12 protein-coding genes are annotated in these 12,882 nt (G+C 69.4%); 8 read left to right on the forward strand and 4 right to left on the reverse strand.

Features of this window, described 5'->3' with window-relative positions; translation table 11 throughout:
- Positions 1 to 34: 34 nt before the first annotated feature.
- From trpB to JQX08_RS18200, 4 genes are all read left to right on the forward strand, one after another.
- Positions 35 to 1,252 carry a tryptophan synthase subunit beta gene (gene trpB, locus JQX08_RS18185; RefSeq protein WP_205349824.1) on the forward strand — a complete coding sequence of 406 codons (1,218 nt, stop codon included), beginning with the start codon at positions 35 to 37 and terminating at the stop codon, positions 1,250 to 1,252.
- Positions 1,249 to 2,058, forward strand: a complete 810-nt coding sequence (trpA, locus tag JQX08_RS18190; protein ID WP_205349825.1) for a tryptophan synthase subunit alpha — start codon at positions 1,249 to 1,251, stop codon at positions 2,056 to 2,058. The genes trpB and trpA overlap by 4 nt, the downstream gene beginning before the upstream one ends.
- Positions 2,059 to 2,273: 215 nt before the next feature.
- On the forward strand, positions 2,274 to 3,692 hold the full coding sequence (locus JQX08_RS18195; protein ID WP_205349826.1) for a GGDEF domain-containing protein: 1,419 nt from the start codon (positions 2,274 to 2,276) through the stop codon (positions 3,690 to 3,692).
- A 61-nt stretch (positions 3,693 to 3,753) separates the two neighbouring features.
- Complete coding sequence (locus JQX08_RS18200; protein ID WP_205349827.1) at positions 3,754 to 4,497, forward strand: SDR family oxidoreductase; 744 nt, start codon at positions 3,754 to 3,756, stop codon at positions 4,495 to 4,497.
- Positions 4,498 to 4,513: 16 nt separating this feature from the next.
- On the opposite strand, the gene dkgB is transcribed toward JQX08_RS18200, so the two are convergent.
- The gene (dkgB, locus tag JQX08_RS18205) at positions 4,514 to 5,314 is read right to left on the reverse strand and encodes a 2,5-didehydrogluconate reductase DkgB (protein WP_205349828.1); all 801 of its coding nucleotides are present in this window, start codon (positions 5,312 to 5,314) and stop codon (positions 4,514 to 4,516) included.
- A gap of 132 nt (positions 5,315 to 5,446) precedes the next feature.
- Here dkgB and JQX08_RS18210 point away from each other — a divergent pair, with 132 nt between their 5' ends.
- From JQX08_RS18210 to JQX08_RS18225, 4 genes are all read left to right on the forward strand, one after another.
- Entirely contained in the window at positions 5,447 to 6,337 is an 891-nt protein-coding gene (locus JQX08_RS18210) for a LysR substrate-binding domain-containing protein (protein WP_205349829.1), read from the forward strand.
- 100 nt (positions 6,338 to 6,437) lie between these two features.
- Positions 6,438 to 7,727 carry an FAD-dependent oxidoreductase gene (locus JQX08_RS18215; protein ID WP_205349830.1) on the forward strand — a complete coding sequence of 430 codons (1,290 nt, stop codon included), beginning with the start codon at positions 6,438 to 6,440 and terminating at the stop codon, positions 7,725 to 7,727.
- Between the two features lie 47 nt (positions 7,728 to 7,774).
- The gene (locus tag JQX08_RS18220) at positions 7,775 to 8,332 is read left to right on the forward strand and encodes a helix-turn-helix domain-containing protein (protein ID WP_205349831.1); all 558 of its coding nucleotides are present in this window, start codon (positions 7,775 to 7,777) and stop codon (positions 8,330 to 8,332) included.
- Positions 8,333 to 8,502: 170 nt separating this feature from the next.
- On the forward strand, positions 8,503 to 9,849 hold the full coding sequence (locus JQX08_RS18225) for a glutamine synthetase family protein (protein ID WP_205349832.1): 1,347 nt from the start codon (positions 8,503 to 8,505) through the stop codon (positions 9,847 to 9,849).
- A gap of 155 nt (positions 9,850 to 10,004) precedes the next feature.
- On the opposite strand, the gene pbpG is transcribed toward JQX08_RS18225, so the two are convergent.
- The 3 genes from pbpG to hemF form a co-directional block, all read right to left on the reverse strand.
- Positions 10,005 to 10,928, reverse strand: coding sequence for a D-alanyl-D-alanine endopeptidase (gene pbpG / locus JQX08_RS18230; protein ID WP_205349833.1), 924 nt, complete (start codon positions 10,926 to 10,928; stop codon positions 10,005 to 10,007).
- Positions 10,929 to 11,038: 110 nt separating this feature from the next.
- Positions 11,039 to 11,857, reverse strand: a complete 819-nt coding sequence (gene aroE, locus JQX08_RS18235) for a shikimate dehydrogenase (RefSeq protein ID WP_205349834.1) — start codon at positions 11,855 to 11,857, stop codon at positions 11,039 to 11,041.
- Between the two features lie 110 nt (positions 11,858 to 11,967).
- Positions 11,968 to 12,882 (reverse strand): oxygen-dependent coproporphyrinogen oxidase, encoded by a 915-nt coding sequence (gene hemF, locus JQX08_RS18240; RefSeq protein ID WP_205349835.1) that lies wholly within the window; start codon positions 12,880 to 12,882, stop codon positions 11,968 to 11,970.

Here is a 12,882-nt window from a genome sequence, read left to right on the forward strand (position 1 = left end):
GGTCCGTTTCCCACCCGACCCTGAGGGAAAACCCATGACTTCATTACGCACCGGCCCAGACGCCAAGGGCCTGTTCGGCGCCTTCGGCGGCCAGTACGTCGCCGAAACCCTGATGCCGCTGGTCCACGACCTGGCCGCCGAATACAACAAGGCCAAAGACGACCCGGAATTCATCAAGGAACTCGCCTACTTCCAGCGCGACTACGTCGGCCGGCCGAGCCCGCTGTATTTCGCCGAGCGCCTCACCGAGCATTGCGGCGGGGCGAAGATCTACCTCAAGCGCGAGGAGCTCAACCACACCGGCGCGCACAAGATCAACAACTGCATCGGCCAGATCCTCCTGGCCAAGCGCATGGGCAAAAAACGCATCATCGCCGAGACCGGCGCCGGCATGCACGGCGTGGCCACCGCCACCGTGGCCGCGCGCTTCGGCATGGAATGCGTGATCTTCATGGGCACCACCGACATCGATCGCCAGCAGGCCAACGTGTTCCGCATGAAGCTGCTCGGCGCCGAGGTGATCCCGGTGGTCGCCGGCACCGGCACGCTGAAGGACGCGATGAACGAGGCGCTGCGCGACTGGGTGACCAACGTGCACAACACCTTCTACCTGATCGGCACCGTCGCCGGCCCGCACCCCTACCCGGAGCTGGTACGCGACTTCCAGGCGGTGATCGGCAAGGAAACCCGTGAGCAGATGCAGGCCCAGGAAGGCCGTCTGCCCGATTCGCTGGTCGCCTGCATCGGCGGCGGCTCGAACGCCATGGGCCTGTTCCACCCGTTCCTCGACGACGCCAGCGTGAAGATCATCGGCGTCGAAGCCGCCGGTCACGGCATCGAGACCGGCAAGCACGCGGCCAGCCTGAACGGCGGCGTACCCGGCGTGCTGCACGGCAACCGCACCTTCCTGCTGCAGGACGACGACGGGCAGATCATCGACGCCCACTCGATCTCCGCCGGCCTCGACTACCCGGGCATCGGCCCGGAACACGCCTGGCTGCACGACATCGGCCGCGTCGAGTACACCTCGGTGACCGACGACGAAGCGCTCGCCGCCTTCCACCAGTGCTGCCGCCTGGAAGGCATCATCCCGGCCCTGGAAAGCGCCCACGCGCTGGCCGAAGTGTTCAAACGCGCGCCGACCCTGCCCAAGGATCACCTGATGGTGGTCAACCTGTCCGGGCGTGGCGACAAGGACATGCAGACCGTCATGCACCACCTCGATCTGTCCAAATCGGAGACCAACCAATGAGCCGTTTGCAAAGCCGATTTGCCGAGCTGAAAGAGCAGAACCGCGCCGCCCTGGTGACCTTCGTCACCGCCGGCGACCCGAATTACGACGCCTCGCTGGCGATTCTCAAGGGTCTGCCGGAAGCCGGCGCCGACATCATCGAACTGGGCATGCCGTTCACCGACCCGATGGCTGACGGCCCGGCGATCCAGCTGGCCAACATTCGCGCCCTGGCCGGCAAGCAGACCCTGGCCAAGACCCTGCAGATGGTCCGCGACTTCCGCAACGGCGACAGCCGCACGCCGCTGGTGCTGATGGGCTACTTCAACCCGATCCACTACTACGGCGTCGGCCGCTTCATCGCCGATGCCAAGGCTGCCGGCGTCGACGGGCTGATCGTCGTCGACCTGCCGCCAGAACATAACGAAGACCTCTGCGAACCGGCCCAGGCCGCCGGCCTCGACTTCATCCGCCTGACCACCCCGACCACCGACGATCAGCGCCTGCCGACCGTGCTCAACGGCAGCTCCGGCTTCGTCTACTACGTCTCGGTGGCCGGCGTCACTGGCGCCGGTGCGGCGACCCTGGAACACGTCGAGGAAGCCGTGGCGCGTCTGCGCCGCCACACCGAACTGCCGGTCAGCATCGGCTTCGGCATCCGCACCCCGGAGCACGCGGCGAGCATCGCCCGCCTGGCCGACGGCGTGGTGGTCGGATCGGCGCTGATCGACCAGATCGAACAGGCCGCCAGCCCTGAGCAAGCCGTCGACGGCGTGCTCGGCCTGTGCCGTTCGCTGGCCGAAGGTGTGCGCAACGCACGCGGCTAAAGCGCTGTTCCCAAGCCGCGCCCTGCTCCAGCAAGGCGCGGCTTTTTGTTGCCTGCGCACCCGGCAGCTGAACGGCAAGCACCGGCGGTCGTCCGCCCGTCGCGGACGACCGACATTGACAGCCGGCCGGCGGCTGACGACGCTGTCAGCTTCCGGCGCCCGGCCTGCAGTTACCCGTAGCGCGCTCCCTCCTTCCCGCGCACGGCGTCCCGACCATGGCTACCCGGACCATTCCTTCCCGCTCCCAGCGCCTGCTGCTGCCGCTCGGCCTGCTGGCGCTTAGCCTGGCGCTGACCCTGCTCGGCATCCTCGCCCGACCGATCGAATCGCTGTCGCTGTTCTGGCCGGTCAACGCCATCCTCCTCGGCCTGCTGCTGCGCCAGCCGCGCCTGGCCAGCCCGGCCGGCTGGCTGGCGATCTACGCCGGGATGGTCGGCGGCGACCTGCTCAGCGCCAGCGACTGGGCCTCGGCGCTGTGGCTGAACGCCTGCAACCTCGGCCTGATCGTGGTCGCCCGTCAGCTGCTGCTGCCGCTGTCGCGCGCCCAGCTGCGCCTGCGCCAGCCGGGGGCGATTCTCCTGCTGTTCCTCGCCTGCGCCGCCGGTGCCGCGGTGGCCGCGTCGATGGCCAGCGTGATGAGCGTGCAGTTCTTCGACAACACCACCCTGACCACCTGGCTGGCCTGGTTCAGCGAACAGTTCTCCACCTGCGTGCTGTTGCTGCCGGTGCTGCTCAGCGTGCCGCCACCGCGCCACTGGCACAGGCCGCGCCAGCTGCCGCGTCGGCCGATGCCGCTGGTCGCGCTCGGCCTGGCGCTGAGCGCCGCGCTGCTGATCGGCGGCCCCGGTGCGCTGGCCCTACCGCTGCCGGCGCTGCTGTGGTGCGCGCTGCGCTACCGGCTGTTCGTCATCGCCCTGCTCAGCCTGCTCACCGGCGGCGCGGCGATCGTCATGGTGGCCGCCAACCTCGCGCATTTCGGCCCGCTGCAGAGCGGCGCCGGGGTCGACGCACTGATGTCGGCGCGCCTCGGCATCGCCATGCTGGTGCTCGGCCCGCTGCTGATGGCCTGCGTCACCGCCGCCAACCAGCGCCTGCTCAAGCGCCTCGAGCACCGCGCCAACCACGACTACCTGACCGGTGCGCTGGCGCGCAGCGCGCTGACCCAGCAGACCAGCGACCTGCTCGAACGGCGCCGCCAGCACCCCGAAGGCACGCCGCTGGCGCTGCTGATGATCGACATCGACCACTTCAAGGCGATCAACGACCAGCACGGCCACCACACCGGCGACCGCGTGCTGCGCCGCTTCGCCCAGCAGTTGCAGCAGCAGCTGCGCCATGGCGAGCTGTTCGGCCGCCTCGGCGGCGAGGAATTCGTCGTGGTGCTGCCCGGGGTGTCCGCCGCCGAGGCGCTGCACGTCGCCGAACGCCTACGCCTGCTGATCGAGCGCCTGGAGTTTCCGCTGAGCCTCGGCGGCTCGCTGCGCATCACCATCAGCATCGGCATCGCCTGCCTGGACGCCGGCAGCGAACACCCGCCGCTCGAGCAAGTGCTGTCGCGCGCCGACGGCGCGCTATACCGGGCCAAGGCGCAGGGCCGCAACCGGGTGATGGCCGCCGACACCGAGCGCGCCTGAGACTCGACGCAACGCCGGCGATCGACCAGCCTTAGGGAAACCCCGCCCGAGGATCGCCGCCATGAGTCGCACTCTGCTCATCACCGGTGCCAGCCGTGGCATCGGTCGCGCCACCGCGCTGCTCGCCGCCCGCCGCGGCTGGGCGGTCGGCGTCAACTACCGCAGCGACCGCGCCGCCGCCATGGCGGTGGTCGAGCAGATCGTCCAGGCCGGCGGCCGCGCCCTGGCGCTGCAGGGCGACGTGAGCAGCGAGGCGGAACTGCTTGCGGTGTTCGACGGGGTCGCAGCGCTCGGCCCGCTGGACGGCCTGGTGGTCAACGCCGGGATCGTCGCCCAGCCGCTGCCGTTGCTGGAGATGTCCGCCTACCGCCTGCAGCGGATGTTCGACGTCAACGTACTGGGCAGCTACCTGACCGCCCGCGAAGGCGCGCGGCGCATGGCCCGCAGCCGAGGTGGCCGGGGCGGGGCGATGGTCTTGGTGTCGTCGGTGGCGGCCAGCCTCGGCGCGCCGTTCGAGTACGTCGACTACGCCGGCGCCAAGGGCGCGCTGGACGTGCTGACCCGCGGCCTGGCCAAGGAGCTGGGTGGCGAGGGGGTACGCGTCAACGCGGTGCGCCCGGGGCTGATCGACACCGAGATCCACGCCAGCGGCGGCCAGCCGGATCGCGCCGCGCGCCTCGGCCAGGGCACCCCGCTGGGCCGCGCCGGGCGCGCCGAGGAGGTCGCCGAGGCAATCCTCTGGCTGCTCGACGACGCGGCGTCGTACACCACCGGCGCGCTGCTCGACGTCGCCGGCGGGCGCTGAGCGACGGGGCGGCGGGTCAATCCCAGGCCGGCGCGAAGTCCGGGTTGGCCAGCCGTTCGCCGCGCTCCAGGCCGGCAATCTCGGCCATCTCCGCATCGCTCAGGCGCAAGTCGCGGGCCGCCAGGTTGGCGGCCAGATTGGCGCGCTGGGTCGACGAGGGGATCACTGCGAAGCCCTGTTGCAGCAGCCAGGCCAGCGCCACCTGCGCCGGGCTGACGTCGTGCGCCACGGCGATGCGCTGCAGCAGCGGCTCGTGCAACACCTTGCCGTAGGCCAGCGGCATGTAGGCGGTCAGGTGGATGCCCTGGCTGCGGGCAAACTCGACCAGCGCGCGGTTCTGCAGGAACGGGTGGATCTCCACCTGGTTGGTGGCGATGGCGGCCGCGCCGACCGTGGCGATCGCCTCGCGCAGGTGGCGGATGGTGAAGTTGGACACCCCGATCAAGCGGGTCAGGCCCTGGCGCTGCGCCTCGGCGAGCGCGCCGAGGTAATCGCTGACCGGCAGCGCATCGCCCGGCGACGGCCAGTGGATCAGGGTCAGGTCGACCTGCTCGGTGCGCAGCTTGGCCAGGCTGTCCTTGAGGCTGGCAAGCAGCTGCTCACCGGCCAGGTTGGCGGTCCAGATCTTGGTGGTGAGGAACAGCTCGTCGCGGGGCACGCCGCTGGCGGCGATCGCCGTGCCGACCTCGGCTTCGTTGCCGTAGATCTGCGCGGTGTCGATGTGCCGATAGCCGAGCTCGAGGCCGGTACGCACCGAGTCGATGACTTGCTGGCCCTTGAGGCGGAAGGTGCCGAGGCCGAAGGCGGGAATGCTCATGCGCTGCTCCTGTGCAGTGAGGCGTTTGGGGAGGCCAGTGTCCGCCGCGGACGAGCGCGGAAAAAGCCGGTAGGCAGGCAAACATATTTGCCTGAGAATCACGAATCCGCGACCGCCGCCCCGAGCATTCCGATGAAATCCACCCTCGACGAACTGCAGGTGTTTGCCGCCGTGGTCGACAGCGGCAGCATCAGTGCCGCCGCCGAGCACCTGCAGCAGACCGCTTCCGGTGTCAGCCGCGCGCTCAGCCGGCTGGAGGACAAGCTCGAAGTCACCCTGCTGCGCCGCACCACCCGGCGCCTGGAGCTGACCGAGGAGGGCGCGGCGTTCCTCGCCCAGGCGCGGCGCATCCTCGCCAGCGTCGAGGACGCCGAGGAACAGATGCGCGTGCGCCGGCAGAAGCCGGCCGGGCGGCTGCGGGTCAACACCGCCTCGCCGTTCATGCTGCACGTGGTGGTGCCGCTGGTGGCCGGCTTCCGCCAGCGCTACCCGGAGATCGAGCTGGAACTGCACAGTGACGACCAGTTCATCGACCTGCTCGAACAACGCACCGACGTGGCGATCCGCATCGGCGCGCTGAGCGATTCCAGCCTGCACGCGCGACCGCTGCTGCACAGCCCGATTCGCGTGCTGGCCAGCCCGGCCTACCTGGCGCGACACGGCACGCCGGACCGCGTCGAGGCGCTGGCCGGACACACGCGGATCGGCTTCACCCAGCCGGACAGCCTCAACCTCTGGCCGCTGCGCCACGCGCTCGGCGAACGCTGGCACTGCGAGCCGCAGCTCAAGGCCTCCAGCGGCGACACGGTGCGCGCCCTGGCGCTGGCCGGCGAGGGCCTGGTGTGCCTGTCCGACTTCATGACCGCCGCCGACCGCGCCGCCGGCACCCTGGTCGAAGTGCTCGCCGCGCAGCACGTCGACGTGCGCCAGCCGATCCACGCGGTGTACTACCGCAACACCGCGCTGGCCTCGCGGATCACCTGTTTTCTCGACTACCTGAGCGAGCAGCTGCAACCGCTGTAGTGCCGGTGGACGGCGCCGCCGGGCGGCTCAGGCTTGGCAAAATGAATTTTCATCGGTAGATTTTCATGAAATTCACCATAAAGAATTTCATGAGGCCGTTGTGTTCAAGCAATCCGCGCAGCATGTCGCCAGTTACTACGCCCGCACCTTCCCCACCAGCATGCCGCTGCGCGCCACCCTGCACGGCCGCGTCGACTGCGACGTGCTGGTCATCGGCGCCGGCTTCAGCGGCCTGCATACCGCGCTGCGCCTGGCCCTGGCCGGCAAGCGCGTAGTCGTCCTGGAAGCCAGTCGGGTGGCCTGGGCGGCCTCCGGGCGCAACGGTGGGCAGGCCCTGCTCGGCTGGTCGTGCGACATGCCGCCGCTGGAGAAGGCGCTCGGCGTCGAGCGCACCCGCGCGCTGTGGGACAGCATGCGCTGGGCCGCCGAGGAACTGCGCGACTTGCCGCAGCGCCACGGCTTCGAGATCGACTACCGCGCCGGCAGCCTGTGGACCGCGGTCCTGCCGCGCCGCGTGCGCCAGCTGCAGGAGGCCCAGGAAGAGGCGGTGCACAAATGGGGCTACGCGGCGATGCGCTTCCTGCCCAAGGCCGAGCTGCCCGAGTGGATCGCCAGCCCGCGCTACCAGGCCGCGCTGTACGACCCGGAAGCCGCCCACCTCAACCCGCTGAAGCTCGCCCAGGGCCTGGCCGGCGCGCTGGAACAGGCCGGCGGGCGCATCCATGAACAGAGCCAGGTGCTCGACTACCGCGCCAGCGGCGACGGTTACCGGGCGCGCACTGCACAGGGCGAAGTGCAGGCCGACGTGCTGGTGCTGGCCTGCAACGCCTACGTCGACCGCCTCGACCGCACGCTGTCGGCACGCCTGCTGCCGGTCGGCTCCTACCAGGTCGCCACCGCGCCGCTCGACCCCGAGCTGGCCCGCTCGCTGCTGCCGCGCAACAGCTGCGTGATCGACAACCAGTTCGTCCCCGACTACTTCCGCCTGACCCCCGACCACCGCCTGCTGTTCGGCGGCGGCTGCACCTACCTCGGCGGCCTGCCGAAGGACGTGGTCGCGGCGACCCGCCCACACCTCGAGCGAGTGTTCCCGCAGCTGCGCGGGGTGCCGATCGAATTCGGCTGGGGCGGGCATATCGACTGCACCATGAGCCGCGCCCCGGACATCGGCGCGAGCGGGCAGAAGTACTGGCTGCAGGGTTTCTCCGGGCACGGCGTACTGCCGACCCTGGCCGGCGCGCGGGCGGTGGCCGACGCGATCCTCGGCGAGCCGCGCCTGCTCGAGCTGTACCAGGGCCTCAGCCACCCGCGCTTCCCCGGCGGCGAGCTGCTGCGCGCCCCCCTGGAGGCGGCCGGCAAGGCCTGGTACCGCCTGCGCGACAGCCTATGAACGAGACGCCCGGCATGCCGCATTCCGCTTCCTTGCAAGGACACCCGATGGACAAACAGGACGAAATCGAAGGCCTCGCGATCCTGATTCGCGACCTGCGCAAGCACAAGAACGTCACCCTCGGCGAGCTGGCCGAGCGGGTCGAGCGCTCGGTGGGCTTTCTCTCCCAGGTCGAACGCGGCCTGTCGCGGCCGACCGTCGCCGACCTCACCGCGATCAGCGAAGCGCTGGGCGTGCCGACCACCTACTTCTACAGCCTGAGCAAGCCGCGCGAGCTGTCCTGGGTGACCCGCCCGGACGAGCGCCGCACCCTCTACTACGCCGGCGGCATCACCGACGTGCTGGTCTCGCCGAGCATGTCGGCAGGCTTTTCCATGCTCGACAGCATCCTCGAGCCGGGCGCCACCAGCGGCGAGGGGCACCTCAACGACAGCTCGGAGCAGGGCGGCTTCGTCCTCGAAGGCGAGCTGACCGTGTGGCTCGGCGACAGCGAGCAGCCGGCCGTGCTCGGCCGCAACGACAGTTTCCAACTCCCGGCGCACGCGCAGTTCCGCTACGCCAATCTCACCGACAAGCCAACGAGGGTGCTCTGGGTCTTCACCTGAAATTCAGCCAAAACCTATTGCGCTCGCCCACGCTGCGTTGAAAGCGGGCTCGGACTGCTCATTTACCGCTCGTAAACTCCGCGTCCTCGCCCGCTTTCGCCTTGCCCGGCCTTCGCTCATACGGTTTTGATCTGAATTTGCTCGATGCCCAAGTACATGAAGGACAAGACATGACCACGCCATTCCCCGACCTGCTCAGCGAAGTCCGCGCGTTCCGCGCCCAGTACCCGGCGGTGCGCTACGTCGACCTGATCTGCCTGGACATCCCCGGGCATTTCTACGGCAAGCGCTACCCGATCGAGATGCTCGAGAAGGTCGCCGCCGGCAGCCCGCTGAAGCTGCCGCAGAACTGCGTGCTGCTCGGCGTGCAGGGCGGTCTGCACCCGATCGGCGACTACTGCTTCAACGACGGCGACCCGGACGCGCCGCGCCGCCTGATCCCCGGCACGCTCAAGCCGGTGCGCTGGGAGAACCAGCCGCTCGGGCAGATGCTGATCAGCTCCGACGGCACCGAGGCGCCGATCGAGTTCGAGCCGCGCGAAGTGCTCGCCCGCGTGCTCAAGCGCCTGGAAGCACGCGGCATTCGCCCGGTGGTGGCCTTCGAGCTGGAGTTCTACCTGTTCGACAAGCGCCTCAAGGACGGCCTGCCGCAGTTCCCCCGCGACCCGCTGACCGATGACGAGGACGACCAGCCGAACATGCACATCGAGCGCCTGTCGCGCTTCTCCGAGGTGCTCCACGAAATGGTCAGCGCCGCCCAGGAGCAGGGCGTCGACGCCAACGTGATCACCGCCGAGATCGGCCCCGGACAGTTCGAGATCAACTTCGCCCACTGCGACGACGGCCTGCGTGCCGCCGACCAGGCCGCGCTGTTCACCCGCAGCACCCGCGGCGTGGCGATGCAGCACGGCTACCGGGCCAGCTTCATGAGCAAGCCCTACCTGCAGGCGCCGGGCAGCGGCATGCACGTGCACGTCAGCCTGTACGACGCCAACGGCGCCAACCTGCTCGACGGCGAGCAGCAGCGCCCGCTGCGCCACGCGGTGGCCGGCTGCCTGGAGCTGCTGCCGCACTGCATGCCGATCTTCGCCCCCAACCACAACGCCTACCGCCGCTACGGCTCGCGGGTCAACGCGGCGAGCCGCGCCAGCTGGGGCTTCGAGGACCGCGATGCGTGCATCCGCATCCCCGAATCGGACGGCAAGAACCTGCGCATCGAGCATCGCCTGGCCGGCGCCGACGCCAACCCTTACCTGGTCCTGGCGGCGATCCTCAGCGGCATGGAACACGGCCTCGACGCCGCCCTCGAACCAATCGCCCCGCTCAACGAGGACCGCGCCAGCGGCATCGACTTCCCCAAGGACATGTTCGGCGCGGTGGCGGCGATGGAAAGCCACCCGGTGGTGCAGGACAAGCTCGGCGCCGAGTTCGTCTTCGTCTACTGCGAGAACAAGCGCCACGACCACCTGGACTTCCTCCACGACGTCAGCGCCCGCGAGTACCGCTGGTTCCTGTAGGAGCGAATTCATTCGCGATGCCGGCCACGCCCTTTCGCGGATGAATCCGCTCCTACAGGACCTTGCCTGCACGACAGGTATTCGGCGGCGCGAAAAACGGCCCCCAGAAACAGCAAAGCCCGGATCATCTCCGGGCTTTGCTGTTTCTGAACGAGTTACTGCGCGGCCTGCATGGTCCTCGCGCGTTCCAGCTGCTTCTGCCGCTTGTAGGCCAGCGCCGCCGGCGCCACCGGGGTGATGCGCCCGGTCTCGACCCACTTCTTCAGGCGCCCGGCGTCGGCCATGTGGGTGTACTTGCCGAACGAATCGAGGACCACAAAGGCCACCGGCTTGCCGTTCATCATGGTGCGCATCACCAGACAGTGGCCGGCCTTGTTGGTGAAGCCGGTCTTGGTCAGCTGGATGCTCCAGTCGGCCTTGTGCACCAGGTGGTTGGTGTTGCGGAAGCCGAGGCTGTAGCTGGGCTTGCGGAACGCCTGGGTGTGCTCGCCGGTGGTGCTGAACTGGCCGAGCAGTGGGTACTGCTGGCTGGCCTTGAGCAGCTTGACCAGGTCGCTGGCGTTGGACACGTTCTTCTCCGACAGGCCGGTCGGGTCGGCGTAGCGGGTGTGGCTCATGCCGAGCGCCTTGGCCTTGGCATTCATCGCCGCGATAAACGCCGGCACGCCGCCCGGGTAGTTCTCCGCCAGGCTGGCTGCGGCGCGGTTCTCCGAGGACATCAGCGCCAGCAGCAGCATGTCGCGGCGGCTCAGCTCACTGCCGATGCGCACCCGCGAATAGATGCCGCGCATCTCCGGCACGTCCTTGATGACGATCGGCAGCACCTGGTCGAGCGGCAGCTTGGCGTCGAGGGTGACCATCGCGGTCATCAGCTTGGTCACCGAGGCGATCGGCACCACCAGTTCGGGGTTGCTCGAATAGAGCACCTGGTTGGTGGTCAGGTCGACCAGCAGCGCGCTGCCGGAGGCGAGTTCCTGCTGCTTGGGCAGCGCCTTGTCGGCGGCCGCGGCGTGGCTGGCGAGGAGGGTGGTGGTGCAGGCCAGCAGCAGGCTGGCGAGAGAACGACGAAGACTGGTCACGAAGGCGGTCCGCTGGGCAGTAAAAGGGGGCCAGAGCGTCCGTGCCGGCCTCCGCAGTATAGGGAATGCCAGCGCCGCCGTGCAGCCCCCGAGCCCCGTGGCAGAGGCCGTCAGGCCAGTTGGCGGCGCAGCTCGGCGAGCACCGCCGCGCTCGCCGGGCGTACCCCGCGCCACAGCCAAAACGCCTCGGCGGCCTGCTCGACCAGCATGCCCAGGCCGTCGACGGTCTGCGCCGCACCATGCGCGGCGGCCCAGCGGTTGAAGGCGGTCGGTTCCTTGCCGTACATCATGTCGTAGCAGCGCGTGTGGCCTGGGCGGATCAACTCCGCGGTCAGCGGCGGCAGCTCGCCGGCGAGGCTCGCCGAGGTGGCGTTGATGATCAGGTCGAACGGTCCCTGCAGTTCGGCGAAGCTGCTCGCCGCCACCGGACCGAACGCGCCGAACAGCCGCGCCAGTTCCTCAGCCTTGGCCAGCGTGCGGTTGGCCACCAGCAGCGCCGCCGGCTGCTCGGCGAGCAGCGGCTCGATCACCCCGCGCGCCGCGCCGCCGGCGCCGAGCAGCAGGATGCGCTGGCCGGCGAGGGCGAAGCCGGCGTTGCCGGTCAGGTCACGCACCAGCCCGGCACCGTCGGTGTTGTCGCCACGCAGGCGGCCATCCTCCAGGCGGATCAGGGTGTTCACCGCGCCGGCGCGTTGCGCGCGCGGCGCTAGTTCGTCGACCAGGCGGAAGGCTTCCTCCTTAAACGGCACGGTAACGTTGGCACCGCGGCCCTCGGCGAAGAACGCCCGGGCGGCGCCGGCGAAGTCATCCAGCGGGGCGAGCAGCGCCTCGTAGCTGAGTTGCTCGCCGGTCTGCTCGGCGAACAGGCGGTGGATCTGCGGCGACTTGCTGTGGCCGATCGGGTTGCCGAAGACGCAGTAGCGGTCCATGGAAAATCCTTGGAATGAAGCGGGCGGTAGGATGGGTCGAGCGCAGCGATACCCATCGCGGTTTCGGGCCAATGATGGGTATCGCGCGGCTCAACCCATCCTACGCCGGATCAGCGGCCGGCCAGCCAGTCGCGATCCTGCAGGAAGTATTCGGTCAGCCGCGCCTCTTCGCTGCACGGCGCCGGCTTCCAGTCGTAGCCCCACTGCACGTGCGGCGGCAGCGACATGAGGATCGACTCGGTGCGCCCGCCGGACTGCAGGCCGAACAACGTGCCACGGTCGTAGACCAGGTTGAACTCGACGTAGCGGCCACGCCGGAAGGCCTGGAACTCGCGCTGCGCGGCAGTGAACGGGGTGGCCTTGCGGCGCTGGACGATTGGCAGGTAGGCCGCCAGGTAGGCATCGCCGATGGCGCGCAGGAAGGCGAAGCTGGTATCGAAGTCCCACTGGTTGAGGTCGTCGAAGAACAGCCCGCCGATGCCGCGCGGCTCGCCGCGGTGCTTGATGTGGAAATAGCGGTCGCACCACTCCTTGTAACGCGGGTAGACGTCGGCGCCGAACGGCGCGCAGGCGTCGCGGGCGACCCGGTGCCAGTGCACGCAGTCGTCCTCGTTGGCGTAGTAGGGGGTCAGGTCGAAGCCGCCGCCGAACCACCAGACCGGCTCTTCGCCTTCCTTCTCGGCGATGAAGAAGCGCACGTTGGCGTGCGAGGTCGGCACCTGCGGGTTCTCCGGGTGGATCACCAGCGACACGCCGAGCGCCTGGAAGCCGCGTCCGGCCAGCTCCGGCCGGTGCGCGCTGGCCGACGGCGGCAGGCCGCTGCCGAACACGTGGGAGAAGTTCACCCCGCCCTTCTCGATCAGCGCGCCGTTCTCGATCACCCGCGTGCGCCCGCCGCCGCCGGCAGGCCGCTGCCAGGCATCTTCGACGAAGCGCGCGGCGCCGTCTTCGGCCTCCAGGGCGGCGCAGATACGGTCTTGCAGGTCGAGCAGATAAGCCTTCACGGCATCGACGGAAACGGTCAC

The organism is Zestomonas insulae (genome assembly GCF_016901015.1).
GTDB lineage: Bacteria > Pseudomonadota > Gammaproteobacteria > Pseudomonadales > Pseudomonadaceae > Aquipseudomonas > Aquipseudomonas insulae.

What these genes read in the sequence shown, in the direction of transcription:
- trpB (WP_205349824.1), top strand. Translation starts at nt 35, where the DNA reads ATGACTTCATTACGCACCGGCCCAGACGCCAAGGGCCTGTTCGGCGCC.
- trpA (WP_205349825.1), top strand. Translation starts at nt 1,249, where the DNA reads ATGAGCCGTTTGCAAAGCCGATTTGCCGAGCTGAAAGAGCAGAACCGC.
- JQX08_RS18195 (WP_205349826.1), top strand. Translation starts at nt 2,274, where the DNA reads ATGGCTACCCGGACCATTCCTTCCCGCTCCCAGCGCCTGCTGCTGCCG.
- JQX08_RS18200 (WP_205349827.1), top strand. Translation starts at nt 3,754, where the DNA reads ATGAGTCGCACTCTGCTCATCACCGGTGCCAGCCGTGGCATCGGTCGC.
- dkgB (WP_205349828.1), bottom strand. Translation starts at nt 5,314, where the DNA reads ATGAGCATTCCCGCCTTCGGCCTCGGCACCTTCCGCCTCAAGGGCCAG.
- JQX08_RS18210 (WP_205349829.1), top strand. Translation starts at nt 5,447, where the DNA reads ATGAAATCCACCCTCGACGAACTGCAGGTGTTTGCCGCCGTGGTCGAC.
- JQX08_RS18220 (WP_205349831.1), top strand. Translation starts at nt 7,775, where the DNA reads ATGGACAAACAGGACGAAATCGAAGGCCTCGCGATCCTGATTCGCGAC.
- JQX08_RS18225 (WP_205349832.1), top strand. Translation starts at nt 8,503, where the DNA reads ATGACCACGCCATTCCCCGACCTGCTCAGCGAAGTCCGCGCGTTCCGC.
- aroE (WP_205349834.1), bottom strand. Translation starts at nt 11,857, where the DNA reads ATGGACCGCTACTGCGTCTTCGGCAACCCGATCGGCCACAGCAAGTCG.